Consider the following 18,069-nt stretch of genomic DNA (forward strand, 5'->3'; position numbering starts at 1 on the left):
TAAAAACATTAAGGTAGAGTTCAGGAGGTAATTGCTTTTGAAAGGTATTATATAGGTCGAGGTGTTGCAGGTTGGTCAGGGCGGCCAGATCCAAAGCGCTGTCGAACTGAGTTCCGCTGAGGTTGAGGCGTTCAAGGTTGGTCAGGGCGGCCAGGTTCAGGTTGCTGTCGATTTGGGTAAAGTGGAGGTCGAGGTGTTGCAGGTTGGTCAGGGCAGCCAGGTTCAGGTTGCTGTCGATTTGGGTTCCGCTGAGGTCGAGGCGTTCAAGGCTGGTCAGGACGGCCAGGTTCAGACCGTTGTCGATTTGGGTTTTGCGGAGGTCGAGGTGTTGCAGGTTAGTCAGGGCGGCCAGGTCTAGGTTGCTGTCGACCTGGGTTTCGCTGAGGACGAGGGATTTAAGGTTGGTCAGGGCAGCCAGGTCCAAAGCGCTGTCGACCTGGGTAAAGCGGAGGTCGAGGTGTTGCAGGTTGGTCAGGGCGGCCAGGTTTAGGTTGCTGTCGATTTGGGTTCCGCTGAGGTCGAGGCGTTCAAGGCTGGTCAGGGCGGCCAGGTTCAGGTTGCTGTCGATTTGGGTTTTGCGGAGGTCGAGGTGTTGCAGGTTAGTCAGGGCGGCCAGGTCTAGGTTGCTGTCGACCTGGGTTTCGTTGAGGACGAGGGATTTAAGGTTGGTCAGAACGGCTAGGTCCAGGTTGCTGTCGACCTGGGTTTTGCTGAGGTCGAGGCGTTCAAGGCTGGTCAGGGCGGCCAGGTTCAGGTTGCTGTCGATTTGGGTTCCGCTGAGAGTGAGGGATTTAAGGTTGGTCAGGACGGTCAGGTTCAGACCGTTGTCGACCTGGGTATAGCTGAGATCGAGGTGTTCAAGGCTGGTCAGGACGGCCAGGTCTAGACCGTTGTCGACCTGGGTATAGCTGAGGTCGAGGGATTTAAGGTTGGTCAGGACGGCCAGGTCTAGACCGTTGTCGACCTGGGTATAGCTGAGGTCGAGGTGTTCAAGGCTGGTCAGGACGGCCAGGTTCAGACCGTTGTCGACCTGGGTTCCGTGGAGGTCTAAGGACTGCAGGTTGGTCAGGGCGGCCAGGTTCAGGTTGCTGTCAACCTTGGTGCTCCTGAGGTTGAGGGATTGCAGGTTGGTCAGGGCGGCCAGGTCTAGGTCGCCATCTATCAAGGTATTGCTGAGTTTGAGAGACCGTAAATTCAGGATTTGCCCGATTTCCTCGGGTATCTGTTTTAAATCAAAGACATTTAGGTTTGACTCACCTAGATTAAGTTCATCGTCATTTTCAGCAATACATGCTTCAATGCGACGTAAGGCTTCCCAATAGTCAGTACCATACCTGGTTTCTAAGATTTTTTTGGAAAAAGGGGACATGAAGGTGGTGTATGGCAGAGGTTGAAAGGTAAGCGAATTGTCTGCAACACTATTGGGAGTAGTGTTTCATCGGGACCCTCCCCTAATCTGTTCAGCTCTACTTTCCCTTTTCTTTTCACCCGAAGACGTGCTATATTTGAAACACTATACACAGATAGTGTTTCACCGCTTAGGCCCCGTCTTAATCTTTTAACCAGGAAGTTAAAGCCTCTTACAGCCTATTGTATATACCTATCTACAAAATGTAACCTGATAGAAATTTCGCTGCGCCAGCTGACGGATACACTCTAACCGCCACCAGTGAGGTATGAAATTACGAGCTGCTTTCCATAATCGGTTATTCTTTTAAACACTTCATTCCTAGTTCTATTGGTGCGGGCATGTATTCCCTCAGCAGATATGGTGTGTGTAAGTGGCAGAATTTCTACGTTTTCTATCTGTGTTTTGAAATCATCAGTACGCTCCCCGTCCCTATCTTGTCCATAACCAGGAGTGATAACTTCATAAATGGTATTTCCTTTATCATCTCGAAAAGTAAGCTTAACCGCTCCTGTGAAACCTTTCAGAAAGTTGTTATTCGAGGTTTTAATTTTACCTTCAATCATTCCATCAGCAGTCACCTTGATCTCGCCACAAGAACGCCAAGCTTCTCCACTAATCCGGTTACAGTTTGGAGCAACGGTCATTGGAAACTTGTCAAGGAGTGGTGGCCCAGGAAAACTTGCGTGAGAGATGCTGTAAGCCTTACCATCCCAGCCCAAGAATTTAATATTCTTAAGGTGTCTTGTTTCCCCTCTATTGAATTCATTTGTGAGATAGTTGACTTCAAAAAAGTTTTGCCTTGGTCTGGCAAAAAAGGGTTTGCCTGAGGCGTCAACTAGTGCGATTACAGGAGCGGTATGCGCAGTTGAAAAGTAAGGGTCTCTATTCCCCTCGTGATAAAATAAATGCTTGTGAGGATCGTAAGCAGCCAAGTATAGTATATCAGTTCGAGTAGCATCTGGGATTTTATCTGGAGTCCTGTATTTGAGGACCACTTTTCCTGCTACTTCGTGGACTTGTGCATACAATTGTTGAGTATTAATCAACACGAAGATTATGAACAGCCAACGCATTGATAGTGAATTTTGTCTTCAACCTACGGATCAAAAATCTCATCTTGCATGATGCAATTTAGGTGATGAGGATGTAATCTGCAACTACTTCAGAAGCACAATTAAAGATAGACAAATCAGGAGGTTCGGATTTTTCCAGAAAAGTGTAACGAAGATTTTTCCTTGAATACCATCTTTTGCAGGACCCGTTCGCGTTCTGCCTAACAGAAGGCGAACGGTTGGGCACTTTTTTTGCCCTCTCCCCTACCCTTTTTCCGCCCCAGAGCTTGTCTAGGTTCGCATTTAACAGTAAAATGCGAATTCTATGAAGATCGGAGACCTCATCAATGTCGCCACCGGCGAGCGCAAGTACCTGGACGCCCGCGAGCGCGAAGCCTTCAAGAAGGCGGCCGCATTCGCCCCGCCCGATGCCCGCACGGTGGCCATGCTGATCTTCTACACCGGGTGCCGGATCGGGGAAGCCCTGGAATTGACCCCCGACCGGCTGGATTACGATCACGGCCGGGTTATCCTGCGCACCTTCAAGCAGCACCGTGGCCAGAAGGTCAAGCCGGACAAGTTCCGCTACGTCGAGCTCCCCGAAACATTCATGGCCGGACTGGAGAGCCAGTACAAGGCCCGCAGCCGCCGGGGAACGAAAACAGGCAGCAAGCCTTTATGGCCGTTTACCATACGCACCGCCCAGAAGTACATCAAAGCCATTATGACTGATGCCGGGATCGACGGCCGCCGCGCCACGGCCCGAGGATTGCGCCACAGCATGGGCGTGAACCTGGCCTTACACAAAACTCCCATCCACCTGATCGCCGACATCCTTGGCCACGAGAGCCTGTCCAGCACCCGTATCTACATGGAGATTCTCGGGGACGATCGGCGCGACGTGATCGCGGCCGTGTGGTAGGGATACAGTGAAAAGAAAACAACCATGAGCAAGAAAGAGATCATCATCAAGGGCAAGAAGCTGGACTTCGACCGGGCGGCGTTTCCGGAGATCGAGCGGATCGAGAAAACCTACTCGGCCGACGAGCTGGCCGGGATGAGCTTGCAGGAGTTTTGTTCGCCTGAATGAAGCGGGGAAATTGGACCATGCGGAAGAGCAGCAGCGGCAAGGTGGCCATGGTGCTCCGGAAGAGCCTTGTCGGCAGGTGAATTTTGTGCCCCTCCCCACTTCAACACTGCGACAGCTGCACACTCTTTTGGGCTATCCTAGTGACGAAATAACGAAATCGTTAAACAGCAACGACATGGTTTGCTTCGTAGATACTACACCTTGACACAGTGCAGCGACAGATTAGTGCTTACTCCCCTACCCTTTCAGATTTGCCTTGGCTTGCCTAAGGACTTCTCCTACATCCTTAAAGCCCCCGTCTAGTTTTTCTTTCCGGCCGACATAGCTGTCTTCAAACTCCTTCTTTCGGACCGCTGATAGACTTTCCATGAAAGAGGCGAAATGCAGTCTCTTCACAAAGACCCCTTTTGCAAGACCGCCCCGCTTGTCTTTCGGCGTAGTTTTCTTTTTGACCGCTGCAGTTTTTGCCTCCTCTATCCGCTTCAACCTAGCCTCTTCTAGCAACTGGAGCGAGTGCTTCACATAGTAGTCTTCGTAACCTTCGAGCTCTCCAAAAGAGCACTCGTTCTTGACAAGCTTGTAAGCGAGCGAATGATTAACACCATACTTCATCATGATTACCAGCGCCCTACCCTGGCTTTCCGAAAGATTGTAGACCATGTTTACAGCATGCTTTTCCGCTACCTTGCCAACCTTAGCGACTGCACCAATTAGTCGTTGTTTCTCTTCTGAGAGTTCCAACGTGCCGTCAAAGAGAGACCGCTGAAATTCATTTGATCCCGCAGTCAGAAACTCAATCTCAGGCGCTAGCCGAATCAGTTCATCAGGACGAACCGTCACATCGAAGTCGATGCCGACGACCCTTCTACCACGCTTGTCAACGTTGTATGTGAAGTAGTACGGCGCTGTGATGTCCTCCTCTAGTTCTGTCTGGGCCTGTTTCAAAACTCTGGTGCAAAAATCAGTGACACGAGGATAGCGGTCAGGGACACCATAAAATATCTTGAGATCAAGCAAAGGGAAGTTAAACTTAAACTCGTTTTCCCCGCCGCTGTTTCTATGCTCTCTCTGGAAAAGGTCTACAGTTCTGGAGGCGTATTGAGACTTGTAGCCTCTTAGGTCCCACAGGGTTCTTGTGTAAGGTAGCCCCTGCTTGTACATGAAATACTGAGCAGCATCTTCGGTAAACTGAGCGATGATTTTGCCGCCGACCACGCCGCACTTTTGCACCCAGTTGACTTTGATGAAGTCCTTCTTATTGTATGTCTTAGACGCGCTAGGTTTGCGGCGGAGATAGACTGGATTCTTGTTTAGTTCGTCAAAAACACTAGCAACAAGACCATGAATATTGCTCCATTTTCGCTTGCCATTTGTGTTGATCCAGTTCTGAAATTCTTTACTGTCAATTGTAATGATGCCGGTAGGATCGTCTTTGTCTAGGCACATGGCTAAGACATAGACGAGTTGACGGGCTCGAAGGCTGATAGTCTGCATTCCTAGCAAGAAGCGATCCTGCTGAAGAATTAGTGAGGTGTTAGATTTCAAGAGGGTCTGAATTGGTGCCTCCAATGTAAAACATACTACGACACCATCAAAGCAGCTTGTCGTAGCATTGGCAAGCATCAATTGCGCACTAATTTGTCGTTGCATTGAGTAAGTGCACTAATCCGTCGCAGTCGGAGTCCACTTTCGCACTAAACTGTCGTCATAAATATCAATTCCTGCACCTATCTGTCGTCATCAAATGCTGTTTTGCACTGATTTGTCGTGGCCTCGCACTAATTTGTCGTCTCTACAATGGGTTAACAGCTTGATTTACAACAAAGTGTAGCCCTATTTATAGAATCATATTTAATATTTATAACCTAATTATAAGAATGGACAAAACTTTTGAAAAGAAAAAAGATGTGGAAAACTCATCTGGCCGCCTCCAATACGACGACAGATTAGTGCAATAGTCTTTTTAGATCGTGACCCATTCAGCGTAGGGACTTTCTGTCAGGCCTCAACACTACGACAGATTAGTGCAAAGTTTCATGTCTTGGGATTGCGTAGCCACATCAACTCTTGCGCGATTTGTATATTTCGTTATTTAACGAAATCGTTATTACAAATTTGTGTGTAATATCCGCTTTCCTCCCCTCCCCCACTTGCAAGCATGATTGTATTGGCTATCTTTGTTGTAGAAAACGTTAAATAACTATTTATACAAATCGTTATTTCGTTAATTCTTTATCCTGAAAGGTTTCATATGTCATTGATCGTCGGTGTAATTTCTCAGAAAGGTGGTGTTGGCAAGTCCACCATAAGTCGCATTCTAGCAGCAGAGTATGCCAGGCATGACTGGGATGTTAAGATTGCTGATTTTGATCTTAGCCAAGGCACAGTTACGAGCTGGAATGCCGACAGAATGGCCAATGAGGTAAAGCCGCAGATTTCTGTAGAGCAATTCTCTTCTGTGAGCAGTCTCGTGAAGCAGAAGGGACACTACGATCTCATTGTTATAGATGGTGCTCCAGCCTCGACGCGGCAGACCTTGGACATCGCCAACATCAGCCAATTGCTCGTTCTGCCCACCAAAACAACACTGGATGATCTACGCCCACAGATTAAACTCGCTCATGAACTCAGAAAGAGCGGAGTTGGCAAAAATAAAATTCTCTTTGTGCTATCAATGGTTGGTGAAAGTAAGAGCGAGTTAGAAAATGCCCAGATGTATATAGAGGAGGCGGGCTATATCTGTGCTGGAGCTATCTACCGTAAGGATAGTATCGGACAGGCTCATGATACAGGCAGAGCCGCCAACGAAACACCATTCAAGTCAGTAAATAAGACAGTTGACCAACTCGTGCAGTCAATTGTTGACCAACTGCAACAAGTTAGTGTATAAATCGTTATTTCGTTAATTATATAAATCTTTAAAGGAAGCCATGGCTGATATCAAGAAGCCCACTCGCCGCAGTACAAAAGGGGTGCCTCCAAAAATGGAAGAGACGAGTAGAAATTTGGCAAAGCCGTCTACTACAGAACAAGCCCCCCTTAATTTCAAGGTTGATGCTGAGTTCAAGAAACAGTATAAACTTTATGCCCTTGAGCATGGAATAAGTATGGTTGATCTACTCAAAGCCTCGTTTGAGGCTTACAGAAAGTAGATTTAACGAAATGTATATTTATATAAAACGTTATTTAACAATTTCGTTATTGGTGCAAGGTGAACACAGACCAAGCTAAAAGCCTCGATCTTCCTCAAATCCTATCCCGACTAGGATATGAACCAGTGCGTTCGGTCAAAGGTGGCCGTGAGCTTTGGTATAACAGCCCGTTTCGTTCGGAGAAAGAACCTTCCTTCCACACCAGTTTCTTGGGTGGAAAATGGATATGGAACGACTTCGGCGACATTGGAGGTACGGTAATCGACTTTGTGATGCGCCATGAGAACTACAGCTCAGTCAAAGATGCTCTCACATTTCTCTCCAGGATGTTCCAGGGCCACTTATTCGAGCCGCCGGTAGGGAGGGTGGGGGAGAGGTCTAAAACCGTCCCCAGGAAGCTTCCTTTTTCCTTTCAACAGCACTTTAACTCCGAACCCGGCGAAGCCGGTTCAAAATTTTCAGAATCCACCCTTGTGCTTATTGCTGTCAAGCCGCTGCAATCTCCACTGATCTTTTCCTACCTCAAGGGTAGAGGAATTGATCAGGAGCTCGCACAAGAGTATTTCAAACTCATCCAGTACCGGAATCACAAGCGTCCATCCAATAAGCCTTACTTCGCTTTCGGCCAGCAAAACATCGGTGGTGGTTGGGAGATCAGATCAGCTTCCGACGGCAGCGGCAAGTTCAAATCTGCACTAATCTGTCGCGATATTACGGTCCATCCCGGTCGGGAGGAGGGTAGGGGGGCAGTTTCTGTTTTTGAAGGCATGCTGGATCATCTTTCTCTTCTGACCTTGCTTGGCACATCAAGGCTTAAAGGGGATGCGATCATCATGAATGCCCTCAGCTCTTATCAGCGCTCCAAATCCTACATCGAAGAGCAGGGCTACACCCGGATCGACCTCTTCCTTGATAACAATGCACCAGGTCAGGAGGCCGCCCAGGTCTTCGTTGATGACTTCGGCGATGCCGTGTTCAACCACTCCTCTTCATTCGCTCCCCACACCGATCTGAATGATGCTTTACGGGCTGGTTTTCGTCCCCGGTTTGACACCGGCTCGATGCCACAACCGTAGGATGTTGGGTCTTTCGTGGTCATCAGGTTCCGCTCCTCCTTAAGCAGGCGTGAAGCCTTAGCGGTTTTGATGGTCGGGATTGCAATACAGTCTTCCCTGAGCGCGGCAAGCCCTACGGACATCGCTAAAGCTTGTCCTATCGCTCCTGCGGCGCGACTTCGCCAATTTATTTCCCCAAGGCTAAACCTGACGGTTTTGACGCCTTTTCCTCGCGCAAGACAAATAAATTGTCTTCGGGGACGGCCTTCTCATGGTAGCTGTATTGGTGTATCCCTATCAAACCACTAGAACTTCAACCTTAAAGGAGGAACAAACCATGACAACCACAAAGACATCCAACAGGCCCACGTTGAACATCTTCACCAGACGCCAGACCGGTAACGGGGAGACCGTCCTCGGATCACAGATCGGTGTAGGATTCGCTCACGGAACAGGAGGGGGTTTTAGCATCTGCCTTGATGCCCTGCCAATTCCGACAGACGGCCGCATAGACCTGGTCGCCTTTGCGGTCAAGGAAAAGAGTTCAGACGATCAGGACGACTAACCCAAACGGCTCTTTCCCTCCAGTAGGGGGAGAGCACCCGCAACAGACAAGACAGGAGATCATGACGTGCAGCGTGAGGAAATTTATCAGTCGGTCACCGACACCATCATCGAGCATCTGGAAGGCAATCTGGAGGGTTTTAGAAAGCCGTGGATCAACGTCGATACCGACAATGGGCCGGCCAGAAATCCCAGTAGGGGCGATGCCGCCTACCGAGGGATCAATCAGTTCATCCTGAGCCTGACCATGATGGCCCAGGGGCACACCAGGAACCAGTGGATGACTTTCAAGCAAGCCAAAGCCATGGCCGGCCAGGTGCGAAAGGGCGAGAAGTCTACGCCGGTGACATGGTATTCGACCAAGTACATCAACAAGGACGGCGGATATGTCGGGAAAGATCGGGCCGAGAGTATGAGCGCAGAGGAGAAAGCCAATGCCGGCCTCCAGAGTATCGGGATGCTCAAGCTCTACCGGGTTTTCAATGTCTCTCAAATCGACGGCCTAGATCCTTCATTCTACGAGGTCAAGATCAGTGAGCCGTTACAGGACTTTGAGAAAGATGATCGGGCAGAAGCGTTGATCCTGGCCACCGGTGCTCACATCGAGGAAGTGGCGGGAAATCAAGCCTTTTACGCTCCGGCTGATGACAAGATTCAGATACCGTTGCGTGAGCAGTTCAGAGGTGTTGCCCAGGCATGGTACAGTGTGACTTTACATGAAATCGGACACTGGACTGGTGCACCTCACAGGTTAGATCGTGATTTGAAAGGCGCGTTCGGATCGGCCGCCTACGGACAAGAAGAACTTGTAGCCGAGCTGACCAGCGCGATGGTCTGTGCCACATTGGGGTTTTCCAAGATGACCAGCAACAATGCCGCCTATCTGAAATCCTGGTTGGGTGTGCTGAAGCAGGATAACAAAGCCATTTTCAAGGCAGCCGCTCATGCACAGCGGGCCGCAGATTACATCCTCGATGCAGCCGGGTATGAAGCAAAGCCGGAAGAGCCGGAACCGGCGTAACGAAATCGTTAAATCGTTCTTTCGTAAGCCCCAAACAGAGGCGATCGGGGATTGCCACGATGCTAAAAAGATGCTATATTGCATCATAGTAGCATCACTATCATAAAGGATTTTGCTATGAGTAGGAAGACAATTCAGTTTGGAGAGGGGCAGACGGAGTACATAGCGAAGGCTGTGAAGGAACGGGGCTACCGGAGTGACAGCGAGTACATTCGTGATCTTGTCCGCCGGGACGAGGAGAAGAATCGGGCCCATCGCGATCTACAGGCTGAAATCAGACAAGGGCTGGAGAGCGGTGTGAGTGCGAAAAAGGTTCCGGACATCCTAAAGGGTGTCGAACAGCAGATGCGAAAAGATGGCCGACTATAAGCTTTCCGGTCAGGCCGAGATTGACATTGCCGAGATGTATGAAAGCGGGATTGAGATGTTTGGCCTGAGCCAGGCACAGGATTACATGCTCCAGCTTCATGATCTGTTTGAGACGTTGGCTGATGGGCCTGAGCTTGGACGCGATGCTTCACGGTACGCCCCGAATCTCCTGCGGCTTAATTTTAAGGCTCACGCTGTTTTCTATCTTCCCATCGAGGCCGGTATCCTGATTGTCCGGGTGTTGGGGCAGCGGATGGATTTAGAGCAGCAGTTTTGAGGATAAAAGCTGAGTCCCTTATGATTGGTAGACCTTAAGCTTTAGTACTCGTTGGCCAGCATGATGGTCATGACGCGGGTAGTCTGATCCGGATCGGAAGGGTCGGGACTGCCGTGCTCCATGGTCTTATCGTAGGCGTCGATTTTCCAAAAAATGTCTTGGTTTTTGTGCGTGACCATACCGAAGTCATGGTGACCGTGAGGGTCGTTGTCCTCACTGAATTGATTGAAAGATCGGACTAGATCAAAGATGGCATGTATGTCTTTGTCGAGTAGAGCGTGGATGCCCTGGGTGGCTACAATGTGATTCCCGGAGGCGTTGTCGAAGGAGGTACGGAAGGCGTCGTTCAAAGCAGCAATACGGCGTGTGATTTCATCAAATTCGCGGGTGTCTGGGGTGCTCATGGTGGTCATCCTCGTTGTCAGTTTGCGGTGATCATTCAGTGATAACACGGGGGCATTTTGGGAGGCAAGAGGTAGGGGATCTTTCTCTTTTCAGACGCCTGAAAATCGTAAGAGCGTACAGCGGAACTACACACGGGGGTAGGCTTGTGGATAGTTTGGCGGCATCCATTTGGAATTCCGGTAGAATCGGCCTACCTTAAAGGCTCAAAGAATAGCAAGATATATTTTTGTAGCACAAAAATGATCTTGACAAGGGGGTGTGAACCCCCGTTGTATCCCCACTCTTTGACGCTGCATCAGCGTCGCAACGGTAAACACACATGGCACGACCACGCCTAAATAAGACGGATAAACTCGGCAAGACGCTCCCTGCGGCGCGGTGTAGTGAGGCCGAGTATGTCAATATTCGGGAGCGAGCCGATGAAGCAGGATTGTCCCTATCCGCCTATATCCGTCAGGCTGCTCTATTCGACGGTGAGATCGTCGTGCAGCAGAGTCCTCCAAAGATCAATGCCGACATCATCTACGAGTTGAACAAGGTTGGACATAACTTCAACCAGATTACCCGCATCGCCAACACATTCGGGTTCATCCCTAGCGAGTTGCAGCAGGTGTGCGATAAGCTCGATGCCGTTCTGGACCGCATTCTTGATCTCACAAGCGGGCCATCATGATCACCCGAGTTGCACAGCGTGGGTACTCGCATACTGGTGCCGGGAAGTACTATCTCCATGACAAGCGAGGGGATGGTGAAAAAGTGCGTACCAGCAATAAACGAGTGGACTGGACCCACACGCACAATCTTCCTACGCAAGACCCCAAACGGGCTATGCGGTGGATGGCCTATACCTCGATGAACGCCGATGTTTTGAAGGAGAAATCCGGTGGGGCAAGATGCGGTCGCAAAGCTACCCTCGGATCAGTTTACTCCTTCTCGTTGGCGTGGCACCCCGACCAGACTCCGGAGCGCGAAGAGATGGAAAAAGCGTCTTTCTCGGCACTTGAATATTTAGGGCTGAAAGATCATCAGGCCGTGTTTGTCGCGCACAATGATACAGACCATGCTCATGTCCACATTATTACGAACCTGGTCCACCATGAGACCGGCAAGAGGGCAAATGTCGGCAATGATCAGCTCAAGCTTTCAAAGTGGAGTGAAGAGTACGAGCGCACTCATGGGAAAATCTACTGTGAGCAGCGGGTGAAGAATAATCGGCAGCGTGAAGAAATGGAAAAATCTCCCATCAGAGATTCACGTCGGAAGGAATGGAGGGATTACAAAAAGAACGGCAAAGAAGGGCCGAAGCCGGAAGAGCACGGCAAAGTGAAGCACCGAGAAAAGCAACACAAACGGGCGGAACTGATCCGGCAGCTCTACGCCCAATCCGATAGTGGAAAGGCGTTTCGGGCGGCTTTGGAGGAGCACAATTTGAGACTAGCCAAAGGAGACCGGCGCGGCTTCGTCTTGCTCGATGAGAACGGCAAGGTTTATAGCCTGTCTCGTCAACTCAAGGGGCAGCGGGCAAAGGACGTAATAGAACGTTTGTCAGACCTCGCCAATCTAAAATCCGTAAAAGAAACGAGGAAATTGATTGCTGAACCTGATAGGGTAGGGGAGCGGAAGGACCGGCAAGAGGGCAAAGAGGAAGCTTACAACCGAGAGAAAATCGGAAAGCCTAAATCTCAAAAAACGGGTGAGAAGAAAAAGGAGGAATGGCTTTACGATCAGGAGCAAGAGCGGATCGACCAGATCAATGCGGAACTGGATGCCGCAGACGCAACGGCGCGTCAAGCAAACCGGAAGCCGCTAAATGCTCACTGGGAAAAAGCCCACCTTGGTAGAAAAGGCAAGGAACAAGACAACGAAAAATCAGAAGATCAAGAACGCATTCGGCCTTCCGTAGAGCCTTTTTACAAAAGCGTTGATCTTACCTCCAAATGGCAGCAATGGGCCGATAAGAAGAGAGACAGCCTGGAAAAAATGCAGGAGAAGGTTTACAAGCGCCGGGAACAAGTTGAAAAGGTTAAGGCCCTTGAACAGGAACTGGCTAAAGGGGGCGGCCGTTTTTCTTTGACGGGAAAATTCAATCGCCTGAGAGAAGAGTTAGCTGCTCAAAAACTGAATCTGGCCAATATGGATATGAGAATTGCGGAGCAACGTGGCACTCTTGAAAAACAGATTGAGAGCGCACGGCCGCAGTCCTCAAACGGCCAAGATCGTCAAGGCTTGGCGGCAGACTTTGAAGCAGCACGGCAGAAGAAGGCGAATGAGTATGAGAGACTACTGGAGCAGCGCGAAGCCCATCAGGACCGAGATGACACGCAAGACTATAGCTTTGACCGATGATTACCGGTCTTGTGTGCGTTGCGCTTCCTGATTGAAATCCTGGCTAAGTGTTTGATCTTGACCGCGTGTCGGCCCACGTCCGTCATGACGGGCCTGATCAAGTACGGCGTTGATTTTCTGATCGGCACCCCGCTGAATGTCTGCCAGCTTTGATAGATGATTTCTCATCACATTCATTCGCGCAGCAGTCCCAATTTGATCTTGATTTGGTTCGAGATTGTTCTGAGGAGTGGGTTGCTGCTCTCCACGCAGGCGGTCTTCCTCAGCAACATAGCGTTGGACCCAGTTTTCCTTGTAATCCTGTTTTTCTTCTTGGAGTGACTGGTCTTTGTCTTGAGCAATTTTCCAGACCTGATCGACTTCCCCTTTGGTCAGGTCATAAGGTTTGATGCGGTTTTGTAGACGAACCTCAGCCGATTTGTTATAATCTTCTCTAAGAGCCATGACGGTTACGTTTAAGAGGAGTGCAGAAATGGATGTATGGGAAAAAAAGATGGATTATATCATGAGGAACCCGGAAGCTTGCACGGTTAGCGAATTTCTCATGGACTCGGCCATAGTGTTTGAAGATAAAAACAATTTTCCCCGCCGTAAGGTATGCGAGGGGTTCATTATGGGTGCTTTGGATCTTGCTTTTCGCAGGAAGGATGACCTCTACTTTCAGGACATGAAAGATACGGTTGATTTTATAAACTGGGTAATCGCGGAATGCCAAGACAGGCTGGAAATGATCGGTGATCCTGACAACCTCAAATACTACATGGAAGAGCATGGGGTAGACAAGAAGACAGCCCTTGACGCCCGCGAGAGTGGGTTTGTACCGCCCCCTGAAAAAGTAGAACACTAACCTGGAATGTTCTTATCTTGAAGGGCGCTTACATAAAAGCACTGCACTGTGAATACCATTTTGATCAAGTCTCCTCTGGAGGGGGAGGTTCTTTTCTCTTCCCAGGCTGAAAATAGCAGACCGCCCGAAGCCGGAGAACTTATTGAAGAAGGCCAGGTATTGTGCAGCATCCGGACAAACCGGTTTGATGCACAGATCAAAAGTGAAGACAGAGGGGTATTGGTACAGAGCTTAGTCTTTGACGGGACTAAAGTTAAAAGAGACCAAGCCCTTTTCGAGTTACGTGTCTTTCAATCAGACACCCCGCCACCAACGCCCGTGGGACGCTTCGACCATAATAGGGAGCTAGAGGTCGATCTGGATCAGCCGACACTTGGCACCCTCCTCAGGAATAATGATGGATACATTCTAGGACGGATAGGCAGTGAGCTCTTACGATATAAAACTGACGCGCATCTAATTACAGTTGCGCCGACGGGAGCGGGCAAAGGGGTAGGTATAATCATACCCAATCTTCTCGACCATGCCGGTTCTGCGATTGTGATCGACATTCGGGGTGAGACGATTAAGAAGACCGCAACCGCAAGGCGGTTGATGGGGCATCAAATCGTCATTCTTGATCCGTACAATGTGACAAAAGGGGAGTGGGGGAACGATACTTACAATCCTCTGGACCGACTGCCTGCCGATCCCAATGACCTGCACAGCGATGACAAAATCAAGCGGTTTACCAGTGCTTTGATGTTCGATCCGTCAGGGCGTATGAGTAACGAGCCGATCTGGGATAATGCCACCAGGAACCTTATTGCAGGGCTTGTAACGCTGTGTGTCAGGTACTGGCCACCTTACCGAAGAACGCTTCGCGACATTCTTGACGTCCTCAACTATGACAGCGACGAGATGGAGCGGTTTGTCATCGAGATCAAGTCCTATCTTGATGCAGAGGCACAAGGAGATGCCAAAATCAAGGGTCTGTACAAGGTTCTGACAGAATCGAAGACCACGACTAAAATAACCGATAACGCCCTAGTTCAAGCACAGACGCTTTTCGACTGGGTCGGAAATAATGCTTTTAAAGACAATCTTGACACATCGTCATTTTCCTTTGATGATCTGCAAAGCGATGACCAGAAAACGACAGTCTATATTGTTGTACCCGAGGAGTTCGTCGATAATTGCGCAGTCTGGGTACGCCTTCTACTGGAGAGCGCCGTTTTCTCCTTGAAAGATGTCGGGATGAATAAAGGCATCAGCACCAGACAGCTTCCACAGGAAGACCGGGTTGTCATGCTTTTAGATGAGCTGGCGATGTTCGGAAAGCTTGACATAGTAGAAAGGGGCATGGCAACGCTGCGTGGACGCGGCGTAAACCTTTGGCTATTCCTGCAAAATATCGCCCAGCTCGATGCTATATATGGAAAGGAGAAAGCACAGGTCATAAGGGGAAACGCATCCTTACAGTTCTTTGGATCGAACGAGCTTGAAGAGCTGGAGTATCTATCGCGGTTGGTCGGGGAAGACTTCTTTGATGTTCAGAGTGTAGCGATCGGAGAGACATCGACGGAAGGCACTACAAACACGGAAGGCACCACAAACACGGAAGGCACGTCCTCGACAGAAGGGGCGTCGCACACGATTAGTAACTCTGAATCAATTACAAACACGTCTGGAACATCAGACTCGATTTCTGAGGCCATCGGTGTGAACTGGAGTGAGGCAAAAGGGCAATCAACGAACCAGTCCAAAAGCAGCGGGAGCAGTTACTCGAAAGGCACCGGCACAAATCAATCCTCCGGTCGAACGGAGAGTGTTGGAGAGAACCAAGGGTCGTCTTTTGGCCGGAACTTTACACATGGATTTTTTTCGAGAAGCCAAAGTGGCGAACAGGAGTCTCAAAGTTCAGGAACCAGCAAGGGATCATCTACTCAAGAATCTAAAGGATCATCTACTCAGGAAAATTTTGGCTGGAACGAAAGCCAATCAAGGGGTTCAGGCAAAAGCAGTACAACCACGAAGGGAGGAAGCGAGACAAACACAACGTCGCACGGTACATCCAAAACAGAAAGTCGCTCAACTCAAGAAGGAAGGAGTGAGACGACAAGTACTTCTCAGACGAAAAATCAATCCACCGCTAAAAGCCAATCTGTCGCAAAGAGCCGGTCTCTTGCGAACAGTCGAACGGTAACTGTTAAGCAGGAGCGGATGAAGATTGAGACGGTCCGATCCTTGCGCTCGAAAATTGGGGGAGAAAATCAGTTCATACAGTTACGCGGCCCCCATCCTTTTCTGGTGCCAAGAATGTATTATTTCAAGAAGTACGCCGGGAGCGATCGACTTATGTTCCCGGACTTTGCCGTTCTCGCAGATTTACGGTCGTACGCCCTTATGCGTGAACATCTCAAAAAAATAGAACTGCCAGTCGTCCCGGAAAGAAGCCGATTTGCATCTATGACGATCCGCAAGATAAAAGAAATGAATGAAGCATCCCGAGATGACAATAATCACTGGGGAGCAGGTCTTCATTATGGTGGCGGTAAATTTATAGGAACTCAGATCAAGGATTTATTTGGGCAATCTATCAGCGAGTTCTTACTTAGTAAGCAAGAGATTGAAAGCCAATTGAATGATTCTCTAGAAGTTCTCAACGAGGTTGCTACCGCATCTCTTGTTTTATCCAGTTCCATTGGTCACCAAGAAGCCAATTCTATGGAAAACATAAGTAAGGCTCTTACTGAAAAAATGGATGATCTCCATACAGGTATAAGAAATTCAGACGAAACTGCTAGGTCAATCGCAAAAATCCGCCGCCGTGAAAAAAGGATCATGTCAGCTACAGATGCACATGATAGTTCGGTTGAAGCCACCGACGCTTTTATCCAAGCTATGTTCAAGTCAACATCAGATGCACTTGAAAGGGGTATTGAAAATGTGAGGCGGCATCAAATGTTGTTACCTAAAACTAAACGACAAAGTAATAACTTCAGGGAGCTTTCTTTGGAAGAATATCAAAGCCTTCCTATTTGCGGGATACATTTTGATGAGACCGACTTTACAGACAGAATTCCTAACGTTTGGCGGCAAGATAATTACATATGGTTGGCAAATCTTTACCTGCCGATAGCGTTACGCGCGATAAGGAAGCTTGATGAAGAGACGGAAGCACTTGATAACAAAATAAAATTGGTTAGCTGCACGCGCGATTGGCTTGTTAGTCATGTAAATAACGTGAACATCATGCTCAAGTCAGCCCTTTCTGAGACCACAAAAATGGAGAATGAGAGGAGGATATCATTCATGTTAGAGAACAGATTCTGAAAATATTATTTGTATGGCACCCATCGGAGGTATTCTCGTACTTGGAGTAATTTACTTTTTCGCCAAAAGCATTTACAGAATTGTAGTGGCACGGCGAAAATGTCTGGATTTTCGTGATCTAGTTCAATACCATCTTGACACTGAAAACCAGGAGTGCATACAGAACCCTTTTAACGGTTTCGAGAAGGGCTATTCTTCTCCTCATGTTCCGATAGTAACGAAATGGAAGCGGAAACAGCTTATGGAGTTGGTCAGATTAAAGCAGATTCCGTTTTCAAGAAAAGAAATTGAGACATGGGAAGCAAGGACGCTTGAGGGATGGGAAGAAATGTGCAAGCATGAACCTGAATATATTGCAGCTCGTAAAGAATTGAAGAAATACTCGTTGGGATCACTTGACATACCCGTCTATATTCAAGGTCTGGAGGACTATGAGATTACTTACGATGAATTCTACGATCATAATCACACTTCTAGACAATTTTGAGGCGTGCGGAAGAGTGGTAAACCGTCTGGAACAATCTCTTAGATCGTCAGATGGTCTTTCAAGTCAATCTGCATGTAGTCGGCGATGTCATCATCGTAAATAGCCGACCAAAGAGGGTATCCTCTTTTTGAAATAAGATTGAACTCTTGAAATGCACTAATTTCCGATCTTGAAAGCTGGATGTCTCCTAACGTCATTCGCTCCATGAACTTGTTGGTGAGAGACTCATCCCCATGAGCCTTAAGTTTGTCAATCCTGTCGAATATTTCGTCTAAGCTGAGTTCTGCCAATTTATCCTCCCGCAGTGTTGTTCTATGTCCCCATTATGATGCCTGATGAGTGTTATGTCAATTTTTTTCAGCGTCACTTACACCGACCGTAAAATCCTTTGGAATAGCGGCAGTACTCTTTTGCCACTCCGGAATCGATCAAAAGCCGGTTGATCTCACGGCCGTCACGCAGAAAGACGCGGGCGACGGTGCGGCCATAGCGATCGGTGTCGATCGGGATGTAGGTAATCTTGCGCCCTCCGGCCAGCGTGATCAAAGCATCTCGCGCCCGATCGGAACCGGCTTCGCCCTTCTCCGGGGCATCTACTCCCCAGAGCCGGGTGCGGAGCCGGGTCTTGCCCACCAGCCGCAGCGTGTCCCCGTCGAAGACGTAAGCCACCTGCCCCAC

General features: G+C 48.9%; 19 protein-coding genes. 13 read left to right on the forward strand and 6 right to left on the reverse strand.

Annotation, left to right across the window (positions count from 1 at the left end; all coding sequences use genetic code 11):
• Both NMA52_RS18225 and NMA52_RS18230 read right to left on the reverse strand, forming a co-directional pair.
• Positions 1-1,165 (reverse strand): leucine-rich repeat domain-containing protein (locus NMA52_RS18225; protein ID WP_371930989.1); only part of this gene is annotated, 1,165 nt, incomplete at its 3' end.
• Between the two features lie 491 nt (positions 1,166-1,656).
• Positions 1,657-2,484 carry a hypothetical protein gene (locus NMA52_RS18230; protein WP_254829147.1) on the reverse strand — a complete coding sequence of 276 codons (828 nt, stop codon included), beginning with the start codon at positions 2,482-2,484 and terminating at the stop codon, positions 1,657-1,659.
• 304 nt (positions 2,485-2,788) lie between these two features.
• On the opposite strand from NMA52_RS18230, the gene NMA52_RS18235 reads away from it, so the two are divergent.
• The gene (locus NMA52_RS18235) at positions 2,789-3,385 is read left to right on the forward strand and encodes a site-specific integrase (RefSeq protein WP_254829148.1); all 597 of its coding nucleotides are present in this window, start codon (positions 2,789-2,791) and stop codon (positions 3,383-3,385) included.
• Positions 3,386-3,409: 24 nt separating this feature from the next.
• Positions 3,410-3,553, forward strand: a complete 144-nt coding sequence (locus NMA52_RS18240) for a hypothetical protein (protein WP_254829149.1) — start codon at positions 3,410-3,412, stop codon at positions 3,551-3,553.
• Positions 3,554-3,790: 237 nt separating this feature from the next.
• Here the strand turns inward: NMA52_RS18240 and NMA52_RS18245 are convergent, their stop codons facing one another.
• The gene (locus NMA52_RS18245; RefSeq protein WP_371930990.1) at positions 3,791-5,203 is read right to left on the reverse strand and encodes a replication initiation protein; all 1,413 of its coding nucleotides are present in this window, start codon (positions 5,201-5,203) and stop codon (positions 3,791-3,793) included.
• Between the two features lie 601 nt (positions 5,204-5,804).
• Here NMA52_RS18245 and NMA52_RS18250 point away from each other — a divergent pair.
• The 6 genes from NMA52_RS18250 (at position 5,805) to NMA52_RS18275 (ending at position 9,991) form a co-directional block, all read left to right on the forward strand.
• Positions 5,805-6,443 carry a ParA family protein gene (locus NMA52_RS18250; RefSeq protein WP_254829150.1) on the forward strand — a complete coding sequence of 213 codons (639 nt, stop codon included), beginning with the start codon at positions 5,805-5,807 and terminating at the stop codon, positions 6,441-6,443.
• Between the two features lie 40 nt (positions 6,444-6,483).
• The gene (locus NMA52_RS18255; protein WP_254829151.1) at positions 6,484-6,705 is read left to right on the forward strand and encodes a hypothetical protein; all 222 of its coding nucleotides are present in this window, start codon (positions 6,484-6,486) and stop codon (positions 6,703-6,705) included.
• 59 nt (positions 6,706-6,764) lie between these two features.
• On the forward strand, positions 6,765-7,781 hold the full coding sequence (locus NMA52_RS19295; protein ID WP_254829152.1) for a toprim domain-containing protein: 1,017 nt from the start codon (positions 6,765-6,767) through the stop codon (positions 7,779-7,781).
• 610 nt (positions 7,782-8,391) lie between these two features.
• Complete coding sequence (locus tag NMA52_RS19300) at positions 8,392-9,345, forward strand: zincin-like metallopeptidase domain-containing protein (RefSeq protein WP_254829153.1); 954 nt, start codon at positions 8,392-8,394, stop codon at positions 9,343-9,345.
• A gap of 117 nt (positions 9,346-9,462) precedes the next feature.
• Complete coding sequence (locus NMA52_RS18270) at positions 9,463-9,714, forward strand: hypothetical protein (protein ID WP_254829154.1); 252 nt, start codon at positions 9,463-9,465, stop codon at positions 9,712-9,714.
• Positions 9,701-9,991 (forward strand): type II toxin-antitoxin system RelE/ParE family toxin, encoded by a 291-nt coding sequence (locus tag NMA52_RS18275; protein ID WP_254829155.1) that lies wholly within the window; start codon positions 9,701-9,703, stop codon positions 9,989-9,991. The genes NMA52_RS18270 and NMA52_RS18275 overlap by 14 nt, the downstream gene beginning before the upstream one ends.
• Positions 9,992-10,032: 41 nt before the next feature.
• On the opposite strand, the gene NMA52_RS18280 is transcribed toward NMA52_RS18275, so the two are convergent.
• Positions 10,033-10,341, reverse strand: coding sequence for a DUF3768 domain-containing protein (locus NMA52_RS18280; RefSeq protein ID WP_254829156.1), 309 nt, complete (start codon positions 10,339-10,341; stop codon positions 10,033-10,035).
• A 374-nt stretch (positions 10,342-10,715) separates the two neighbouring features.
• Here NMA52_RS18280 and NMA52_RS18285 point away from each other — a divergent pair, with 374 nt between their 5' ends.
• Together NMA52_RS18285 and NMA52_RS18290 are read left to right on the forward strand one after the other, a co-directional pair.
• Positions 10,716-11,069, forward strand: coding sequence for a hypothetical protein (locus NMA52_RS18285; protein WP_254829157.1), 354 nt, complete (start codon positions 10,716-10,718; stop codon positions 11,067-11,069).
• Positions 11,066-12,742 (forward strand): relaxase/mobilization nuclease domain-containing protein, encoded by a 1,677-nt coding sequence (locus NMA52_RS18290; protein WP_254829158.1) that lies wholly within the window; start codon positions 11,066-11,068, stop codon positions 12,740-12,742. Before NMA52_RS18285 ends, NMA52_RS18290 begins: the two co-directional genes overlap by 4 nt.
• Here NMA52_RS18290 and NMA52_RS18295 read toward each other — a convergent pair whose 3' ends face one another.
• Entirely contained in the window at positions 12,743-13,186 is a 444-nt protein-coding gene (locus NMA52_RS18295; RefSeq protein ID WP_254829159.1) for a hypothetical protein, read from the reverse strand. It abuts the gene before it with no gap.
• Between NMA52_RS18295 and NMA52_RS18300 the strand changes: the two genes are divergently transcribed.
• From NMA52_RS18300 to NMA52_RS18310, 3 genes are read left to right on the forward strand one after another with little or no spacing between them, the layout of a single operon-like run.
• Positions 13,185-13,589 carry a hypothetical protein gene (locus NMA52_RS18300; protein WP_254829160.1) on the forward strand — a complete coding sequence of 135 codons (405 nt, stop codon included), beginning with the start codon at positions 13,185-13,187 and terminating at the stop codon, positions 13,587-13,589. The two genes, NMA52_RS18295 and NMA52_RS18300, sit on opposite strands and share 2 nt — an antisense overlap.
• Before the next feature lie 48 nt (positions 13,590-13,637).
• Positions 13,638-16,904 carry a type IV secretory system conjugative DNA transfer family protein gene (locus tag NMA52_RS18305; RefSeq protein WP_254829161.1) on the forward strand — a complete coding sequence of 1,089 codons (3,267 nt, stop codon included), beginning with the start codon at positions 13,638-13,640 and terminating at the stop codon, positions 16,902-16,904.
• Between the two features lie 13 nt (positions 16,905-16,917).
• Positions 16,918-17,391: a hypothetical protein gene (locus NMA52_RS18310; protein WP_254829162.1), complete on the forward strand. Its 474-nt coding sequence runs from the start codon at positions 16,918-16,920 to the stop codon at positions 17,389-17,391.
• 363 nt (positions 17,392-17,754) lie between these two features.
• Here NMA52_RS18310 and NMA52_RS18315 read toward each other — a convergent pair whose 3' ends face one another.
• Entirely contained in the window at positions 17,755-18,060 is a 306-nt protein-coding gene (locus NMA52_RS18315) for a thermonuclease family protein (RefSeq protein ID WP_254829163.1), read from the reverse strand.
• Positions 18,061-18,069: the final 9 nt, after the last annotated feature.

It is taken from the genome of Lewinella sp. JB7 (assembly GCF_024297185.1).
In the GTDB taxonomy this organism is placed as follows: Bacteria; Bacteroidota; Bacteroidia; order Chitinophagales; family Saprospiraceae; genus Neolewinella.

Bases quoted from the DNA above. Each gene is read 5' to 3' on its own strand.
- NMA52_RS18230 (WP_254829147.1), bottom strand. From the start codon at position 2,484: ATGCGTTGGCTGTTCATAATCTTCGTGTTGATTAATACTCAACAATTG.
- NMA52_RS18235 (WP_254829148.1), top strand. From the start codon at position 2,789: ATGAAGATCGGAGACCTCATCAATGTCGCCACCGGCGAGCGCAAGTAC.
- NMA52_RS18240 (WP_254829149.1), top strand. From the start codon at position 3,410: ATGAGCAAGAAAGAGATCATCATCAAGGGCAAGAAGCTGGACTTCGAC.
- NMA52_RS18245 (WP_371930990.1), bottom strand. From the start codon at position 5,203: ATGCAACGACAAATTAGTGCGCAATTGATGCTTGCCAATGCTACGACA.
- NMA52_RS18250 (WP_254829150.1), top strand. From the start codon at position 5,805: ATGTCATTGATCGTCGGTGTAATTTCTCAGAAAGGTGGTGTTGGCAAG.
- NMA52_RS18255 (WP_254829151.1), top strand. From the start codon at position 6,484: ATGGCTGATATCAAGAAGCCCACTCGCCGCAGTACAAAAGGGGTGCCT.
- NMA52_RS18270 (WP_254829154.1), top strand. From the start codon at position 9,463: ATGAGTAGGAAGACAATTCAGTTTGGAGAGGGGCAGACGGAGTACATA.
- NMA52_RS18275 (WP_254829155.1), top strand. From the start codon at position 9,701: ATGGCCGACTATAAGCTTTCCGGTCAGGCCGAGATTGACATTGCCGAG.
- NMA52_RS18285 (WP_254829157.1), top strand. From the start codon at position 10,716: ATGGCACGACCACGCCTAAATAAGACGGATAAACTCGGCAAGACGCTC.
- NMA52_RS18290 (WP_254829158.1), top strand. From the start codon at position 11,066: ATGATCACCCGAGTTGCACAGCGTGGGTACTCGCATACTGGTGCCGGG.
- NMA52_RS18300 (WP_254829160.1), top strand. From the start codon at position 13,185: ATGACGGTTACGTTTAAGAGGAGTGCAGAAATGGATGTATGGGAAAAA.
- NMA52_RS18295 (WP_254829159.1), bottom strand. From the start codon at position 13,186: ATGGCTCTTAGAGAAGATTATAACAAATCGGCTGAGGTTCGTCTACAA.
- NMA52_RS18310 (WP_254829162.1), top strand. From the start codon at position 16,918: ATGGCACCCATCGGAGGTATTCTCGTACTTGGAGTAATTTACTTTTTC.